The sequence below is a fragment of the Massilia sp. H6 genome, from assembly GCF_024802625.1.
Taxonomy (GTDB): Bacteria; Pseudomonadota; Gammaproteobacteria; order Burkholderiales; family Burkholderiaceae_D; genus Telluria.
The window spans coordinates 872,607-886,490 of the sequence record NZ_CP103371.1 but is presented as its reverse complement, the minus strand read 5'-3'; the positions used below and the strand labels follow the sequence as shown (position 1 = coordinate 886,490).

The following is a 13,884-nucleotide window of genomic DNA, read 5'->3' as shown; positions in this document are numbered from 1 at the left end:
GGTTTATCGGGTCGAGGCGCAGTTCGCCTGTTCCAGCACGGCGACCGATTCCGCCACCGATGGAGGAAGTACCGAAAACTGGGCTGAAGCGGCAGACATGGCAGGCTCGTCTATAGAACCGGAGCCGAAGCCAATCCGTGCTTTGATATATCGGCTGATACCGGGCATCGAGATTTCGCCGAGTTCGCCGCGCCGGGCCAGCTGCATGTGATCGATGTCGAGGATGACGACATCCGGGCTGGCACTGTCGACCACGTCGGCGAGGTCTGGCAGGGCGATGGTATTGCCAAGATAAAGCACATCCCAATCGCGTGCGCGCAACGACACGGCCAGCATCATCATCCACAGGTCTTCGCTGGCGCCGTCCGGACTGGCGATAATGGCTCTTTTGGCATCAGCGTCGAAAGTGCGAACCGCGTTTGCTACAGGCCTGAGCTTGTTTAACAAGAAATCGACCACCGGACTACCTGGCGCGGCTCCCGCCCCGCCCGCCGCTTGCAATTGCGCGCGCAGCATGGGTTCGAGCACTTCTGTCACCAACCGGTCCATCGACAGCTTGGCATCGGCGCGTTCGTATAAGTATTGCGCCTGTTCGTGCGCGCCCGCTACGATCGCCTGTTGCAGCCGCTTGCCTACCTCGGCATGCGATTGCAGCACGCCCAGGATGGCGTCGCGTGCCTTGGCTAGCGTTTGCACCCGCACTAGCTCGCGGCCAGAGCCCGTGCCGCCGCCGGAAGTGCCCGGATATGTGCCCGGATTGCTGGCGCTGTCGAGCAGCACGATAGTACAGTTCGGGAGCGCCGCGGCAACGCGACCGAACTGTTCGCCCTCGCTACTACCGGAACGGGTCACCAGCACCACTGCCGGCGCGAAGAAGGCCGTCACGCTCAAGGCTTGCTTACCGCGGAACATCGGGCCAATAGCAATCAACCCCTGGTCCCACGGCGCGAGCAGCAGATTGACCATGCGCAGGGCCAGCAAATCGCCGTCATCTTCCCACGCAATGCCGATCAAGCGCTGTTGCGCTGGAGTCGATGCGCGTCCCGGGACATACTCGGCCATCGATACCTCGGCCTTCCATTCCAGTTCGTCCAGGAAGTCGTCGATCTGGCGCCGAATGGCGCTGCACTCGGCCGGCGAGATCGCGCCCTTATCGGCATCGCTGCGACACTTTGCCAGCAAAGGCAAGAGCAAGGCATCGAACACCGCCGTCATGGGCGTGTGTTCAAGGGCACTGGCCAGCATCTGCCGCGCTTCGGCAGTGTCCTGGGCCAGCAAGCGGTGATAGAACTGCAAGTGAGGAGCCATGCTCGATTTTTCGTCGAGCAAGAGCGCCAGCGCGCCCAAACCCGGCATGTATTTGCCGGCGACGGCCAGCGACACGGTCAAGGGCGTCGACAGCAACAGGCCGACCGGCCCCCACAGCCAGGTCCAGAAGCTGGCCGCAACCAGCAAGCCGATCGGAGACACGCCGGTCGACTTACCGTATAGCAGTGGCTCGACGACGGCAATCAATAGCAGCTCGACGCTGAAGAACAGGGCCAGCACCAGTATCGGATCGAGCCACCCGGGCGCGAGCACGGTAGACAGCAGTACCGGGCCGACCATGCCGGCGGCCGCCCCAACATAGGGAATAAAACGCAGGACGCCAGCCAGGGCACCCCACAGCACGGCAAGGGGGACCCCGATGGCCCATAAACCGCTGCCGATCACCACGCCGTAGAACACGTTGACGGCAGTGAACGCGCTCAGATAGCGGCTGATACGACCGCCCGCCTCATCGAGCGCGCGCGTGGTCACGCCGATGCGGGTATCCCCGAACAGGCCAACGATCCGGTCGCTCATGTCCTCGCGGCGGATCATCAGGAAAGTCAACAAGATCAGAACGATCAGGGCAATGCCAAAGAAGGCGAGATACGGCGCAATCGTGTCAGTCAGGCGGGCGATCGGGTCGGGAACGATGCGCACGTCCATCGGCTGCGAGTTGCTCAGCAATGCGGCCAGGGTGTCGGCGGCTTGCTGCAGCAGCAACATCAGGCGTGTCAACACACCATCCTCGCCCCCATCAGCACCAAGCTTTTGCACCAGCGCCAATTTGTAAGTGCCGAATTCGGCGGCGAGCTTGCCCAGTTGACCTAGCACCACGGTGATCGCTACACCAAACAATGCAAGCGTCGCGCTTACCGTCAATATGCAGGCGACGACACGCGGCATGCCGCGTGCCTCAAGCGCACGGGACAGCGGCGACAGGATCAGCGACAGCAAAATCGCCAGCGCCACGGGCTGCAGGACGTCTCGCCCGAAATACAGGATCGTGATCGTACCTATGGTCAGCAACATCATTCGGACCGGATCGGGCGGCGACGCAGAGAGCGAATGCGGAAGTAATTTGGACATGATTCATTCATTAAGCCAACGCCGCAGGATGGCCAGGCCAGAGCGGCCCCGGACCGCGTCGCTGCCGAGATCCGACTTAAAGTGTTCAAAAATCACTATATCAGTTTTAACAACAGGGCGGGGCTCAGCGCGGGACACGCCCCCTGCCCTGCCGAACAGGCCAGGCCCGGTGAAACATGCTAAGTTGGCGCTTTGTACACGCACGCCTGCAGCCAGCGTGCCCGCGTCGATTTCCGCTACTTACTCATTTTGAAAGTTCCGACATGAAGATCCTGATGGTAATGACCTCGCATGACAAATTGGGCGACACCGGTAAGAAAACCGGATTCTGGCTCGAAGAATTCGCCGCTCCCTACTACCTCATGAAAGACGCCGGCGCCAAGATCACGGTCGTGTCGCCAAACGGTGGCCAGCCGCCGCTCGATCCGACCAGCGATGAGCCAGATGCCCAAACCGACGCCACCAGGCGTTTCAAGGGCGACCCCGATGCCCAGGCCGTGCTCGCCAACACCGGCAAGCTGGCCGAGGTGTCGGCGGGCGACTTCGACGCCGTGTTCTATCCAGGCGGTCACGGCCCGCTATGGGACCTGGCCGAAAGCCAGGCATCGATCAAGTTAATTGAAACCATGATCGGCGCTGGCAAGCCGGTCGCCGCGGTCTGCCATGCACCGGGCGTGCTGCGTCACGTCAAGCAACCGGATGGCAAGCCGCTGGTCGATGGCAAGCAGGTCGCCGGCTTTACCAATTCCGAAGAAAAAGCGGCCGGGCTCACCGACGTGGTTCCCTTCCTGGTGGAAGACATGCTCAAGAAAAACGGCGGGATCTACTCCAAGGCCGACGACTGGCAACCACATGTGCGTACCGATGGCCTGCTCATTACCGGACAAAATCCGGCATCGTCGGCGCCGGCTGCAGAAGCGCTGCTGGCGATGCTTAACAAGTAACCGATAGGCGCCAGGACCTCAATGCGTGAACGTGGAGCGTCATGGGTAGTGGTACAGGCTGCGCTGCTGATATTGCTCGTGCTGGCGCCGGGCGGCAGCGCACCGGCTGCATATGACGGCGGCGTGCGCCTGGCGGGCTGGATCGCCGGGATCATCGGCATGCTGTTGTTTCTCTCGAGCGTACTCAATCTGGGACGCTCGTTCACGCCTTTTCCGCGGCCCGTCGACGATGGCGAGCTTGTCACACACGGCGTTTACCGCCTGGTGCGTCACCCCATGTATCTGGCGGCAATACTGGTCTGCTTGGGGTTTTCGCTGGCAACCGCCAGCGGCGCGCGCCTGCTGGTGACGCTGGTGCTGTTTATTTTCTTCGACTTGAAATCCAGGCGCGAAGAGCGCTGGCTGGTAGAACGCTATCCGGCCTACCGCCAATATCAGCAGCAGTCCAAGCGACTGATACCCTGGGTCTACTAATGACCGGGGGCGGTGGCTAAACGAGTCTTGCTTAAAAAAATAATGAAAGAATTTACATGAAACTCTGGACCTTGCTGTTCTTGCGCATCTCGCTGGGCTGGCTGCTCGTCATTTGGGGCGCCGACAAAATCGTCAACGTCGAACACGGCCTGGCGGTAGCAGACAAGTTTTATTTCGGCCTGTTCGGCAACGCCACCCTGATGCAGGTGGGCGGCGTCGTGCAAGTGCTGGTCGGCCTGGCCGTGGTGTTCGGCGTTGCGCGGCGTTGGGCCTATCCGGCACAAGCCCTGTTCAACGGCGTGTCGCTGCTCGCGGTGATGCAGTCGGTAATCGATCCCTGGAGCTGGGTGTTCAAGGGCAGCAACGCACTGTTCTATCCGTCGCTGATCATTTTCGCCGGCAGCCTGCTGCTGATCGCATTCCGCGACCAGGAAAAATGGGCCTTGGGCCGGTAAGCGCTGGCCGCATCGAGCGGCCAGGCGCCGCGGCCCGCTTCAATCAAGGTTCACGCGCCCGCTCGCCGATTGCGTCAAGCCGCCTGGAAGCGGTCGCGAACGACGACCTGATCGTAGCCCAGCTGCCCCGGCTTGGGCCAGACATCCTGGGTTTTCTTTCCGACCACGATCATCATCGTAATGACATGGTGTTCGGGGAGCGCGATGATCTCGCCGACCGCGTCAAAATCGAAGCCATCCATCGGACAGGTATCGTAGCCTAGCGACTTAGCGGCCAGCATGATGGTCTGGGCAGCGATACCGCAACTGCGCATCGCTTCATCGCGCTGCACCTGCGGTTTGCCACTGTAGTAAGTGTCGATCATCGGCACCATCATGGCTTGTACTGGCTCCGGGGCATTTTCCCACAGCGGCGCCGGCTGCTTCCATACGCTCAGGTCGGCGCACAACACCAGCAGCAGCGACGCGTCCGTCACCTGTGCCTGATCCCACGCGGCAGCGCGGATCTGCTTGCGCACGGCAGGATCGGCAACGACGACAAAGCGCCAATGCTGCAGGTTGAACGCCGTTGGCGATTGCATTGCCAACTCCAGCAGCGTGCGCTGCTCTTCTTCGCTCATGACGTGGCCGGCATCAAAGTGCTTGATGGCGCGGCGCTGGCGGATTGCTTCAGTTACATTCATTCGTTTCCCTAAAAAATGGCGACCTCATCGCAGTGGTGCGATGTTGATGGTGTTAATCCTTGAAATCGGCTTCCAGCACGATCCGGTAGTTTGCCTTGCCTGCGCGAAGATGGTCCATGGCATCGTTTACCCGGCTCATCGGGAAATGCTCGACCTTGGGTGCGACCTGGTGGTGACAAGCAAAACGCAACATGCTGTCAATCTGCGCCCGGCTGCCGGTGGGCGAGGCGGACACGGCTTTTTGTCCCATCATCAACTGCATTACCTGGACCGGCACTGGCTCGAGAACGGCGCCAAGGAAATGCAGGCGGCCTTGCGGCGCCAGCAGCGCGATCAGCGCATCCCAATCGAGCTTGGCGTTGGCGGTGATAAAGATGAAGTCGAAACTGCCCGCCAGACGCTCGTAGTCGTCGGACGAGACGCTCGAGGCGGTATGACTGGCGCCGAAGGCCTTGGCTTCTTCCATCTTTTCAGGCGACGAGGTAAATGCCGTCACTTCGCAACCCCAGGCGCTGGCAAACATCAGCGCCATATGGCCCAGACCGCCAATGCCGAAAACGCCCACGCGGGCCGTTGGCGGCACGTGCAACTGCATCAGCGGCGCGAACACGGTAATGCCGCCGCACAGCAGCGGGCCAGCGTTCTCCGGCTCGAGCGCATCGGGAATCGGCACGCTCCAGATCCAGTGCGCACGGACCCGCTCGGCAAAGGCGCCGTGGTGGCCCACGATGGTCGGCTCGATGCGCTCGCATAGCTGAACGTCGCCTCGGATGCACGCCGGGCAATACAGGCAACTACGCGCATTCCAGCCTACTCCGACCCGCTGGCCGACGCGCAGCCCCTTGGCCTGAGCCACCTCGCCCAGCGCGACAACGCGGCCAATGGCCTCGTGGCCGGGAACGAACGGATACGACGAGATTCCCCACTCGTTGTCGAGCATCGACAAGTCCGAATGGCAGACTCCGCAATACTCGACCTCGATTTCTACATCTTCGGCGCCAAGCGGACCCGGATCGTATTCAATCACTTCTAATGCTGCGCCCTGTTCCTGGGCTGCCCATGCACGTATGTTGCTCACTGTGTTCTCCTTGGTAATGTCATGACTGTTGCCTGTCTCAACAGGCAACGCGGATCAATTCTTGTTGAAACTTGGCGATGTCGGCAGATGGCAGCGCGCGTCAGGGGGCCGATGCAGTGGCCTTGCAGAGCTGGATTGCCAGCGTCCCCGTTGGTGAAGGTCGTCTGCTGAAGGTGCGTCAACGGGTCGCCAGGTTGTCGAAATCGTCAGACCATTTCACCATGGATCGATCTTTCCTGTCGCGCGTGCGCGGGCATGTCAATGCGCACGGCCCGCAGGTTGGCCATGTGTTTGCCCTGCTCCGAAGAATCAACGACGCCCGGTCGACACTGCGAAAAAACCGGCGCTTTGCTTCAGTTTCGGCAATTCCCACCGCAACTTCAATTACCGTAAATCAATCGTTGCGAGATACAGTGGTATTCTAGGGTATTCGATGATCAAAATCATCAAATTTTGCAATACTGGACTGGGCTGCTCCACAGCGAAAAACGGGCATGCAGGTCCCGCACTTGCCGATCGCCCCCCCCCCCCCCGGTCAACGATCGCTGAAATCTCCATTACACCATCCACCTACAATGTGATTACCCATGCAAGAATTTAAGCAGCACAGTAAGCGTTTCGTCATACTACTCGCGAGCATCGGGGCTACCGCGCCTGTTCATGCTACCAACGGAATGAGCCTGGAAGGCTACGGTCCGATCTCAACCGGAATGGGAGGCATATCGCAAGCCATCGAGCATGGAACCGCCGCGATGATGGCAAACCCGGCCACCCTGGCGCTCATTCCTGCCGAATCGCTTCTGGAGATCGCACTGGGTGAGCTCGGACCACGTATTGAAGTCAGCGGTGGGGGAATGACCGCCCGTTCGCTCGGCCGTTCTTATGTCATGCCCGCGGTGGGATATGTCAGGCGCGCGCATGCCTGGACCTATGGCGTGGGAGTGTTTGCACAGGGTGGCATGGGTGCCGAATACCGGGCTGACAGCCTGCTTGCTGCTGGCTCAGGCCTGCCTGTCCGGTCAGAACTAGCCGTGGGCCGGGTGATCTTTCCAGTTGCCTATCAGGTAACGCCGGCGTTATCGCTGGGTGCGACCGTCGATTTTATCTCGGGCTCCCTCGACCTTCAGATGGCCGCCCCGGGGGCGCAATTCGGGCAATTGGTGACGTCGGCGAGCGGTAATCTTGGTGCAGCGCTGCCAGCACTTGCAACGGCGCCGTGGGCGCGCCTGGCATTCAGCAATTCGAACAGATTCACCGGTAGTGCCCGAGCAACAGGGTGGGCTTCCAAGATTGGCGCTGTATACAAAGTCGACAATCTGCTCACCCTTGGATTGTCTCACCATTTCAAGACGGCTCTGGGCGACATGCGCACGCGTCCTTCAGGCGCGAGCATCGCTGCAGCCGGAGGCTTCGTCGACAACGGCCGCATCAGCGTCATGGATTTCCAATGGCCCGCCATGACCGCTATCGGTGTGGCATGGCAGATCAGTCCGACCTGGTTGGCAGGCGTTGACTTCAAGCGCATCCAATGGTCGGGAACCCTGCGCGACTTCAAGATGCAGTACGACAGTGCCGATAGCGGAGGCAGCGTCAGCTTCGCCTTGCCGCAACAGTGGAGGGATCAAAACATCCTCAACCTGGGCACGTCTTGGGCAGCAACAGAAACGCTCACCTTGCGTGGGGGCGTTAACCTGTCGCGCAATCCAGTTCCCGACGAATTGGTCAATCCCCTGTTTCCAGCAACCATCGGCAACCATGTGACAGCAGGGCTTGGCTGGCAGCTTGCAGCGCGCAGCAAGATTAATCTTTCCGTTACCCTTGCCCCCACCTCGACAGTGGTCAATGCCCAGGGCTTTGAGATCAAGCATCGCCAGCGCAACCTTCAGCTCATGTACTCGCACACGCTCTAGTGCTGCTATGCCCCAACATGGCGCTGCCTTTTTGCCGCGCACGTTTCAGGTTTGACGCGCTCTGTCCACCGTAAAATACTCGTATAATCACGCGCTGCTCGACCGTGTCCCACCATTGTCACGCGCGCGTGCGGATCCCGCGACTGTTCCATTCAAGTAATTTATGGTCAGATTGTTGCTGTTGTTTTGATCGTCCCCGGAAACCGCCTACATGCAGAGCCCGTTCAGTTTCAAACAATTTTTCAATATCTCGCCGAATGCCTATGTGCTCATGTCGCGCGAGCTTGTCATTATTGAAGTCAATCAGGCGTTTTGCACTGTTACCGGCCATGGCCGTGACAGCATTGGCAAGTATCTGTTCGACGCTTTTCCGGCTGCTCCCGACAGCGGCAACGACAGTGTCGCGGCACTGAAGGCGTCGCTCGACAACGTCGTGCGGCATGGCTGCACCGAGACGTTTTCGGCGCTGCCTTATGACATGCGTGTCGAGGCGGCCGATGGCGCCCACTTCGTCCGGCATGTGTGGAACGTAACAAATACGCCACTGCTGGATGACGACGGACATACCGCATTTATCCTGGGCCATGTGATCGACGTAACCGAACTGGAGCTGGTCAAGAACACCTTGCGTGCGGTCGAAAGCGAACGCGATGCCCTGAAGGCGGCGCGCAGTACAGGTGGAAGTACCAACCAGCACCAATCGGTCGTCTCGGAAGCACAACGCCTGCTCGCGTCCCAGAGCATGTACCTGCATCGCTTGTTCAATCAGGCGCCAGCGGCAATCGCCGTGACGCACGGCCCCGATCATGTGTTCGAGCTGGTTAACAACACCTATCTGGACATTGTAGGTCGCTGCGACCTGGTCGGCCGGACCGTGCGCGAGGTGTTCCCCGAAATCGGCGTGCAAGGTTATTTTGACTTGCTGGACAATGTGTACACGAGCGGCGAGCCCTATATCGGCCGTCACCAACCGGTGACGATCAACAAGGATGGTGCACCGATCACCTTGTTCGTCGACCTGATCTATCAGCCTATATTCGACGCGAACGGCAAGGTCTCGGGCATCTTCACGCTCGGCGTCGACGTCACTGCCCAGAAAATGGCGCAGGACGACGTGTTGCGCTATCAGACCCAACTCGAAGTGCTGGTCGAAGAACGGACCAAGTCGCTCGAATCCGCGAACGCTGCCTTGAATCAATCGCAGAAACTCGAAGCGATCGGCAAGCTCACTGGCGGCGTCGCCCACGATTTCAACAATGTGCTGCAAATCATTAGCGGCAACTTGCAGCTGCTCAGGGACACCTACGCATCCAGCCGCGTTGCCACGGATCGCCTCGAGCTGGCCCTGGACGCCGTGGCACGCGGGGCCAAGCTGTCGTCGCAACTGCTGGCCTTTGCGCGGCGCCAGCCATTGCAACCGACCGTGGTCAACCTGGCGCGCATCGTGCACGATATGGGAAGCATGCTGGTGCGGGCGCTGGGAGAAAGCATCGAGATCGAGACGATCGTCGGCGGTGGCCTCTGGAACACCTTGGTCGACCGGAACCAGCTCGAGAATGTCGTATTGAATCTTGCGATCAATGCGCGCGACGCCATGAGCGGCGCCGGCAAGCTCACTATCGAGCTGGGCAACAGCTGCCTCGATGACGGGTATGTGCTGTCGGCACCCGAAATCTCGGCGGGCCAGTATGTCATGCTCGCGGTTTCCGATACCGGAAGCGGCATGCCGGCCGAGATTATCGAACGGGCCTTCGAACCTTTCTTCACGACCAAGCCAGAAGGACAGGGAACTGGCCTGGGACTGAGCATGGCCTACGGCTTCGTCAAGCAAAGTGGCGGCCATATCAAGATCTACAGCGAACTCGAGCACGGCACTACGATCAAGATCTACCTGCCCCGCTCTTTCGAATTGGAAGAAGAAACGCCTTCTCGCATCAAGGCGCTCGTCGTGGGCGGCACCGAGACTGTTCTCGTCGTCGAGGACGACCTGAAAGTGCAAATGACCGTCGTGGATATGCTGACCCAGCTCGGCTACCGGGTCCTGAAGGCCAACGACGCGCAAAGTGCGTTAACTGTGATCCAGAGCGGCATCGAGATCGATTTACTGTTTACCGATGTGGTCATGCCCGGTCCCCTGCGCAGCCCTGAGCTGGCGCGTCAGGCGCGCCAGATTCTTCCCCAACTGCGCGTGCTGTTCACATCTGGCTATACGCAGAACGCCATCGTGCACGGCGGCCGTCTCGACCCGGGGGTGGAGCTGCTCAGCAAACCCTACGGGCGCGATGACCTGGCGCGCAAGGTGCGCGCCGTCCTGGCGGGCAAGCCCGCTCCGGCAGCGCCGGCGCCGCTGGCCCGGCCGTCAGGGCCAGATGCCGAGCCAGGCGCCATTCCGGTAGCAAAAAAGCGCATCCTGCTGGTGGAAGACAATGCCGACCTGCGAGCCATTACCTGCGACATGCTCGCCCTGCTTGGTTACGATGCCGCGGCTGTCGCCAGTTCGGAAGAAGCCCTCACGATGCTCACGGCCAGGGCATTCGATATCGTGTTTACCGATATCCACCTTCCTGGAATGTCGGGAACAGCGCTGGCAAGTCACATTCGATCCAGCTATCCGCATTGCCGTATCGTGTACGTCAGCGGCGCAGGCTGCCCGCCAGGCGAGCATGGCGATACTGCAACGCTGACCAAGCCATATGACCTGATGGGTCTGAAAAGCCTGCTCGACACCCTGTAGCGGCCGGCGCCCCGAGCGGCGCGGATCGGTCGAGCTGATGCACCCCTGCCAGACTCAAGGCTGGCGCGTCGCTTCGAACCGGATGTCTAACGAACGCAGTCTTTGTCCCCGCTGCGCTAGGCTTGCAGCTTCTGCACGCCAGTGCAATTGGGAGAATTGATCATGCATCACGTTCGTTGCGGTACCGGCAAGCCCTTACTATTGCTCCATGGCCTCGGCGGCCATTGGAAAAGCTGGACTCCGATCCTGGCTGATCTCGCGGCGAAGCGCGAAGTCATCGCGGTGGACCTGCCCGGCTTCGGCCGCACGCCGAAACTGGCCGGCGAGACCTCGATCCGCACCCTGGCGGATGAAACCACCGCTTTTCTCCATGCCAATAACTTGAGCGGCATCGATGCAGTCGGCAGCTCGATGGGTGCGCGGCTGGTGCTGGAACTGGCGCGACGCGGTGGAATTGTCGGTGGCGTGGTAGCGCTTAACCCGGGCGGCTTCTGGCAGGGGTGGGAGCGTCACGCGTTCTTCAGCTCGATCTACCTGTCGATCCGGCTACTGAGGCTGCTGCGTCCGGTATTGCCGGCGATCTGCGCCAACCCAGTTGGCCGCGCTTTGTTGCTGGCGCAATTTTCCGCCAGGCCGACCAGACTGGCGCCGGACACGGTGAGCGATGAATTATGCAGTTATGTCGCCTCGACGGGGTTCGATGAGCTTCTGGCCCAGCTCGCCTACGGCGAAGAGCAACAAGGGGCTCCCCGCAACAGCATTGCGCATCCGCTCGTCATCGGCTGGGGACGGCGTGACCGGGTCTGCTTTCCCCGGCAAGCCAGGCGCGCGCTGGCCTTGTTCCCGGATGCTCAACTGCACTGGTTCGATCGTTGCGGCCATTTCCCGCACTGGGATGCGCCAAGCGAGACGACACAACTGATCCTGAGCGCCCTCTCCGGTGCGCGCGCCACTGCTTCGCTTGCAGTTTCGCACGATGATGATCGATTGCGCCAAGAAGAACGCTTGAGCCTGCAGTTACGGTCCACGACTTGACTTGACGTTCATTGCGACGCCATCGATAAACACTGCCGAGCTCGGTGCCTGGTTGACCGGAGAACATGCGGTCAAGCCTTGCCTGATGGCTTGGCAAGTTAGACTTGGCCTGTCCAGCCCAGCCAATGAGCTGCTATCGAACGTATTCGCCCTCATCTATCCTGTCGGAAATTTTTACATCTTAAATTTCGAAAAAAAATATTCCTTTTGAAATCAATTAGTTGCCTAGGTGACACACTAATTGCATTAAGTTAATTTCCAACTAGAATAGATATCCAAAGAGGGAATTCATGAAAAAATTCGTAGCAGTCCTGGGGCTTGTTCTCCTGGCCCACAATGCACAAGCTGACACAATGACCACCGATTTTACGGCTGCTCAGTACCATCACTCTGGTCCTGTTACCTCACTGGCCAATCTCACGCTAACCCTGAACCCTGACGGATCGGTCGCAGCGCTGCTCAAGCCTGTCAATCCGACCCAAAATTGGAAAGGTGCCGGTATCGATTCTGCACAGTACTTCTCCACAACAAATTTGAGCCAAGGGTATAGGACTGGCTGGGGAACATCATTCGGGAATTTTAATGCAGGCCTCTACTGCTTTTCGCCCAAATGCACTGGCTCGGTTACGTGGACCATCGGTGAAGCAGGCAGTTTCCGCTCAGTGAAGGATGTGTTTTCTGGCACTAATTCTGCTTATGACGCATTTTTCTATACCGACACCAATCAACAATTCGCGGGCATGTTTGCTGCGGTTGATACTGGCACCGTCCCAGAGCCAACGAATATCGCCCTGCTCGGGCTAGGCTTGGCCGGTTTGGCAGCGGCGCGTCGTCGCCGACAGGCATAAGATTTTCTGTTCTACGAGAGCATGAACCAAGGCAGGTGGCGGTAAGCGCAGCTTCATCTGCTGCCTGCTGCCTGCTGCCTTGAGCAGCAACGGTCACCCCAGGTTCAAGGCGCTGGCTGCCAACCCATGCGGATTGGCAGTTCGCTGTCGACGGTATTGATGCGCTTTATTTCCCCGGCTTGAGCACGACCTTGGTCCATCCATCTGCCCGCTTGTCGAACTGCTCATAGCCCTTGGGCGCCTCATGCAGGGCGAGTTCGTGCGAGATGATTGCCGAGGGCTTGGCGCGGCCTGCCTGGATCAGCTTGGCAAGGTGGCGATTGTAGGCCTTGACGTTGGCCTGGCCGGTGGCGATGCGCTGCCCCTTGAACCACATCTGGCCGAAGTCGAAGGCCAGCTTGCCCTCTTTGGCAAGCTCGCCCTTGGCGCCCGGATCTTCTGGCAGGAACACACCCACCACGCCAATGCCGCCAGTCGCCTTGACCGTCTGCACCAGGTTGTTCATGGTCAGGTTCGGCACTTCCTTGCCGTGCTTGTCGCAGCACTGATAGCCGACGCATTCACAGCCACAGTCGGCGCCCTGGCCATCGGTCAGGTCGAGAATCTGCTGTACCCCGCCCTTCTCGGTATCGTCGATCGGAATGGCGCCCATCTCCTGAGCCAGCTTTAGACGGTCCTTGTGGGTGTCGACCACGAATACCCGGCTGGCGCCCTTGATGTAAGCCGACATCACCGCCATCAGTCCGACCGGGCCGGCACCGTAGACCACGACCGAATCGCCGGGCCGCATGCCGGCCAGTTCGGTGGCGTGATAGCCGGTCGGGAAAATGTCGGACAGCATGACATAATCATTTTCCTTTTCCTGCGCATCGTCCGGCAGCACCAGGCAATTGTAGTCACCGTAGGGTACGCGCAGCAATTCGGCCTGGCCGCCGCTGTACGGCCCCATGCCGGCGAAACCATAGGCGGCCCCGGCGACACCCGGATTGGTCGTCAGGCAAAAGCCGGACAGGCCACGCTCGCAGTTTTCGCAAAATCCGCAGCCGATATTAAATGGCAGGCACACCCTGTCGCCAACCTTGACGCGGTCGACTGCCTTGCCCACTTCGATCACTTCGCCCATGCTCTCGTGGCCAAGGATGCGGCCGCTCTCCATGCTGGTACGGCCTTCGTACATATGCAAGTCGGAGCCACAGATATTGGTAGTGGTGACGCGTACCAGAACGTCGGTCGGCTTTTCGATCTTTGCGTCGGGCATCTCCTTAACCTGGACGTCGCAGGGGCCGTTGTAGACGAGTGCTTTCATGGAAATCCTTCCGTGTTGAA

12 protein-coding genes are annotated in these 13,884 nt (G+C 59.9%); 8 read left to right on the top strand and 4 right to left on the bottom strand.

Annotated features, from left to right (window positions below):
- Positions 1–3: 3 nt before the first annotated feature.
- Positions 4–2,397, bottom strand: coding sequence for an AI-2E family transporter (locus NRS07_RS03940; RefSeq protein ID WP_259211356.1), 2,394 nt, complete (start codon positions 2,395–2,397; stop codon positions 4–6).
- A gap of 263 nt (positions 2,398–2,660) precedes the next feature.
- Between NRS07_RS03940 and NRS07_RS03935 the strand changes: the two genes are divergently transcribed.
- Genes NRS07_RS03935 through NRS07_RS03925 form a run of 3 tightly spaced genes read left to right on the top strand, consistent with a single transcriptional unit; the run spans position 2,661 to position 4,270 of the window.
- Positions 2,661–3,341: a type 1 glutamine amidotransferase domain-containing protein gene (locus tag NRS07_RS03935; protein WP_259211355.1), complete on the top strand. Its 681-nt coding sequence runs from the start codon at positions 2,661–2,663 to the stop codon at positions 3,339–3,341.
- Between the two features lie 21 nt (positions 3,342–3,362).
- Positions 3,363–3,815, top strand: a complete 453-nt coding sequence (locus NRS07_RS03930) for an isoprenylcysteine carboxylmethyltransferase family protein (RefSeq protein WP_259211354.1) — start codon at positions 3,363–3,365, stop codon at positions 3,813–3,815.
- Positions 3,816–3,871: 56 nt separating this feature from the next.
- Positions 3,872–4,270 (top strand): DoxX family membrane protein, encoded by a 399-nt coding sequence (locus tag NRS07_RS03925; RefSeq protein WP_259211353.1) that lies wholly within the window; start codon positions 3,872–3,874, stop codon positions 4,268–4,270.
- A gap of 74 nt (positions 4,271–4,344) precedes the next feature.
- On the opposite strand, the gene NRS07_RS03920 is transcribed toward NRS07_RS03925, so the two are convergent.
- Together NRS07_RS03920 and NRS07_RS03915 are read right to left on the bottom strand one after the other, a co-directional pair.
- On the bottom strand, positions 4,345–4,953 hold the full coding sequence (locus NRS07_RS03920) for a nitroreductase family protein (protein ID WP_259211352.1): 609 nt from the start codon (positions 4,951–4,953) through the stop codon (positions 4,345–4,347).
- Between the two features lie 52 nt (positions 4,954–5,005).
- Positions 5,006–6,031 (bottom strand): NAD(P)-dependent alcohol dehydrogenase, encoded by a 1,026-nt coding sequence (locus tag NRS07_RS03915; protein WP_259211351.1) that lies wholly within the window; start codon positions 6,029–6,031, stop codon positions 5,006–5,008.
- A gap of 77 nt (positions 6,032–6,108) precedes the next feature.
- Between NRS07_RS03915 and NRS07_RS03910 the strand changes: the two genes are divergently transcribed.
- The 5 genes from NRS07_RS03910 to NRS07_RS03890 all read left to right on the top strand — a co-directional run bounded on the left by NRS07_RS03910 (position 6,109) and on the right by NRS07_RS03890 (position 12,558).
- Entirely contained in the window at positions 6,109–6,456 is a 348-nt protein-coding gene (locus NRS07_RS03910) for a hypothetical protein (RefSeq protein WP_259211350.1), read from the top strand.
- A 162-nt stretch (positions 6,457–6,618) separates the two neighbouring features.
- Positions 6,619–7,941, top strand: coding sequence for an OmpP1/FadL family transporter (locus NRS07_RS03905; protein WP_259211349.1), 1,323 nt, complete (start codon positions 6,619–6,621; stop codon positions 7,939–7,941).
- A gap of 211 nt (positions 7,942–8,152) precedes the next feature.
- Positions 8,153–10,675: a response regulator gene (locus NRS07_RS03900; protein WP_259211348.1), complete on the top strand. Its 2,523-nt coding sequence runs from the start codon at positions 8,153–8,155 to the stop codon at positions 10,673–10,675.
- Positions 10,676–10,837: 162 nt separating this feature from the next.
- The gene (locus tag NRS07_RS03895; protein WP_259211347.1) at positions 10,838–11,710 is read left to right on the top strand and encodes an alpha/beta fold hydrolase; all 873 of its coding nucleotides are present in this window, start codon (positions 10,838–10,840) and stop codon (positions 11,708–11,710) included.
- A gap of 290 nt (positions 11,711–12,000) precedes the next feature.
- Positions 12,001–12,558 carry a PEP-CTERM sorting domain-containing protein gene (locus NRS07_RS03890; protein ID WP_259211346.1) on the top strand — a complete coding sequence of 186 codons (558 nt, stop codon included), beginning with the start codon at positions 12,001–12,003 and terminating at the stop codon, positions 12,556–12,558.
- Between the two features lie 166 nt (positions 12,559–12,724).
- Here NRS07_RS03890 and NRS07_RS03885 read toward each other — a convergent pair whose 3' ends face one another.
- On the bottom strand, positions 12,725–13,864 hold the full coding sequence (locus NRS07_RS03885) for a glutathione-independent formaldehyde dehydrogenase (protein WP_259211345.1): 1,140 nt from the start codon (positions 13,862–13,864) through the stop codon (positions 12,725–12,727).
- Positions 13,865–13,884 lie beyond the last annotated feature (20 nt).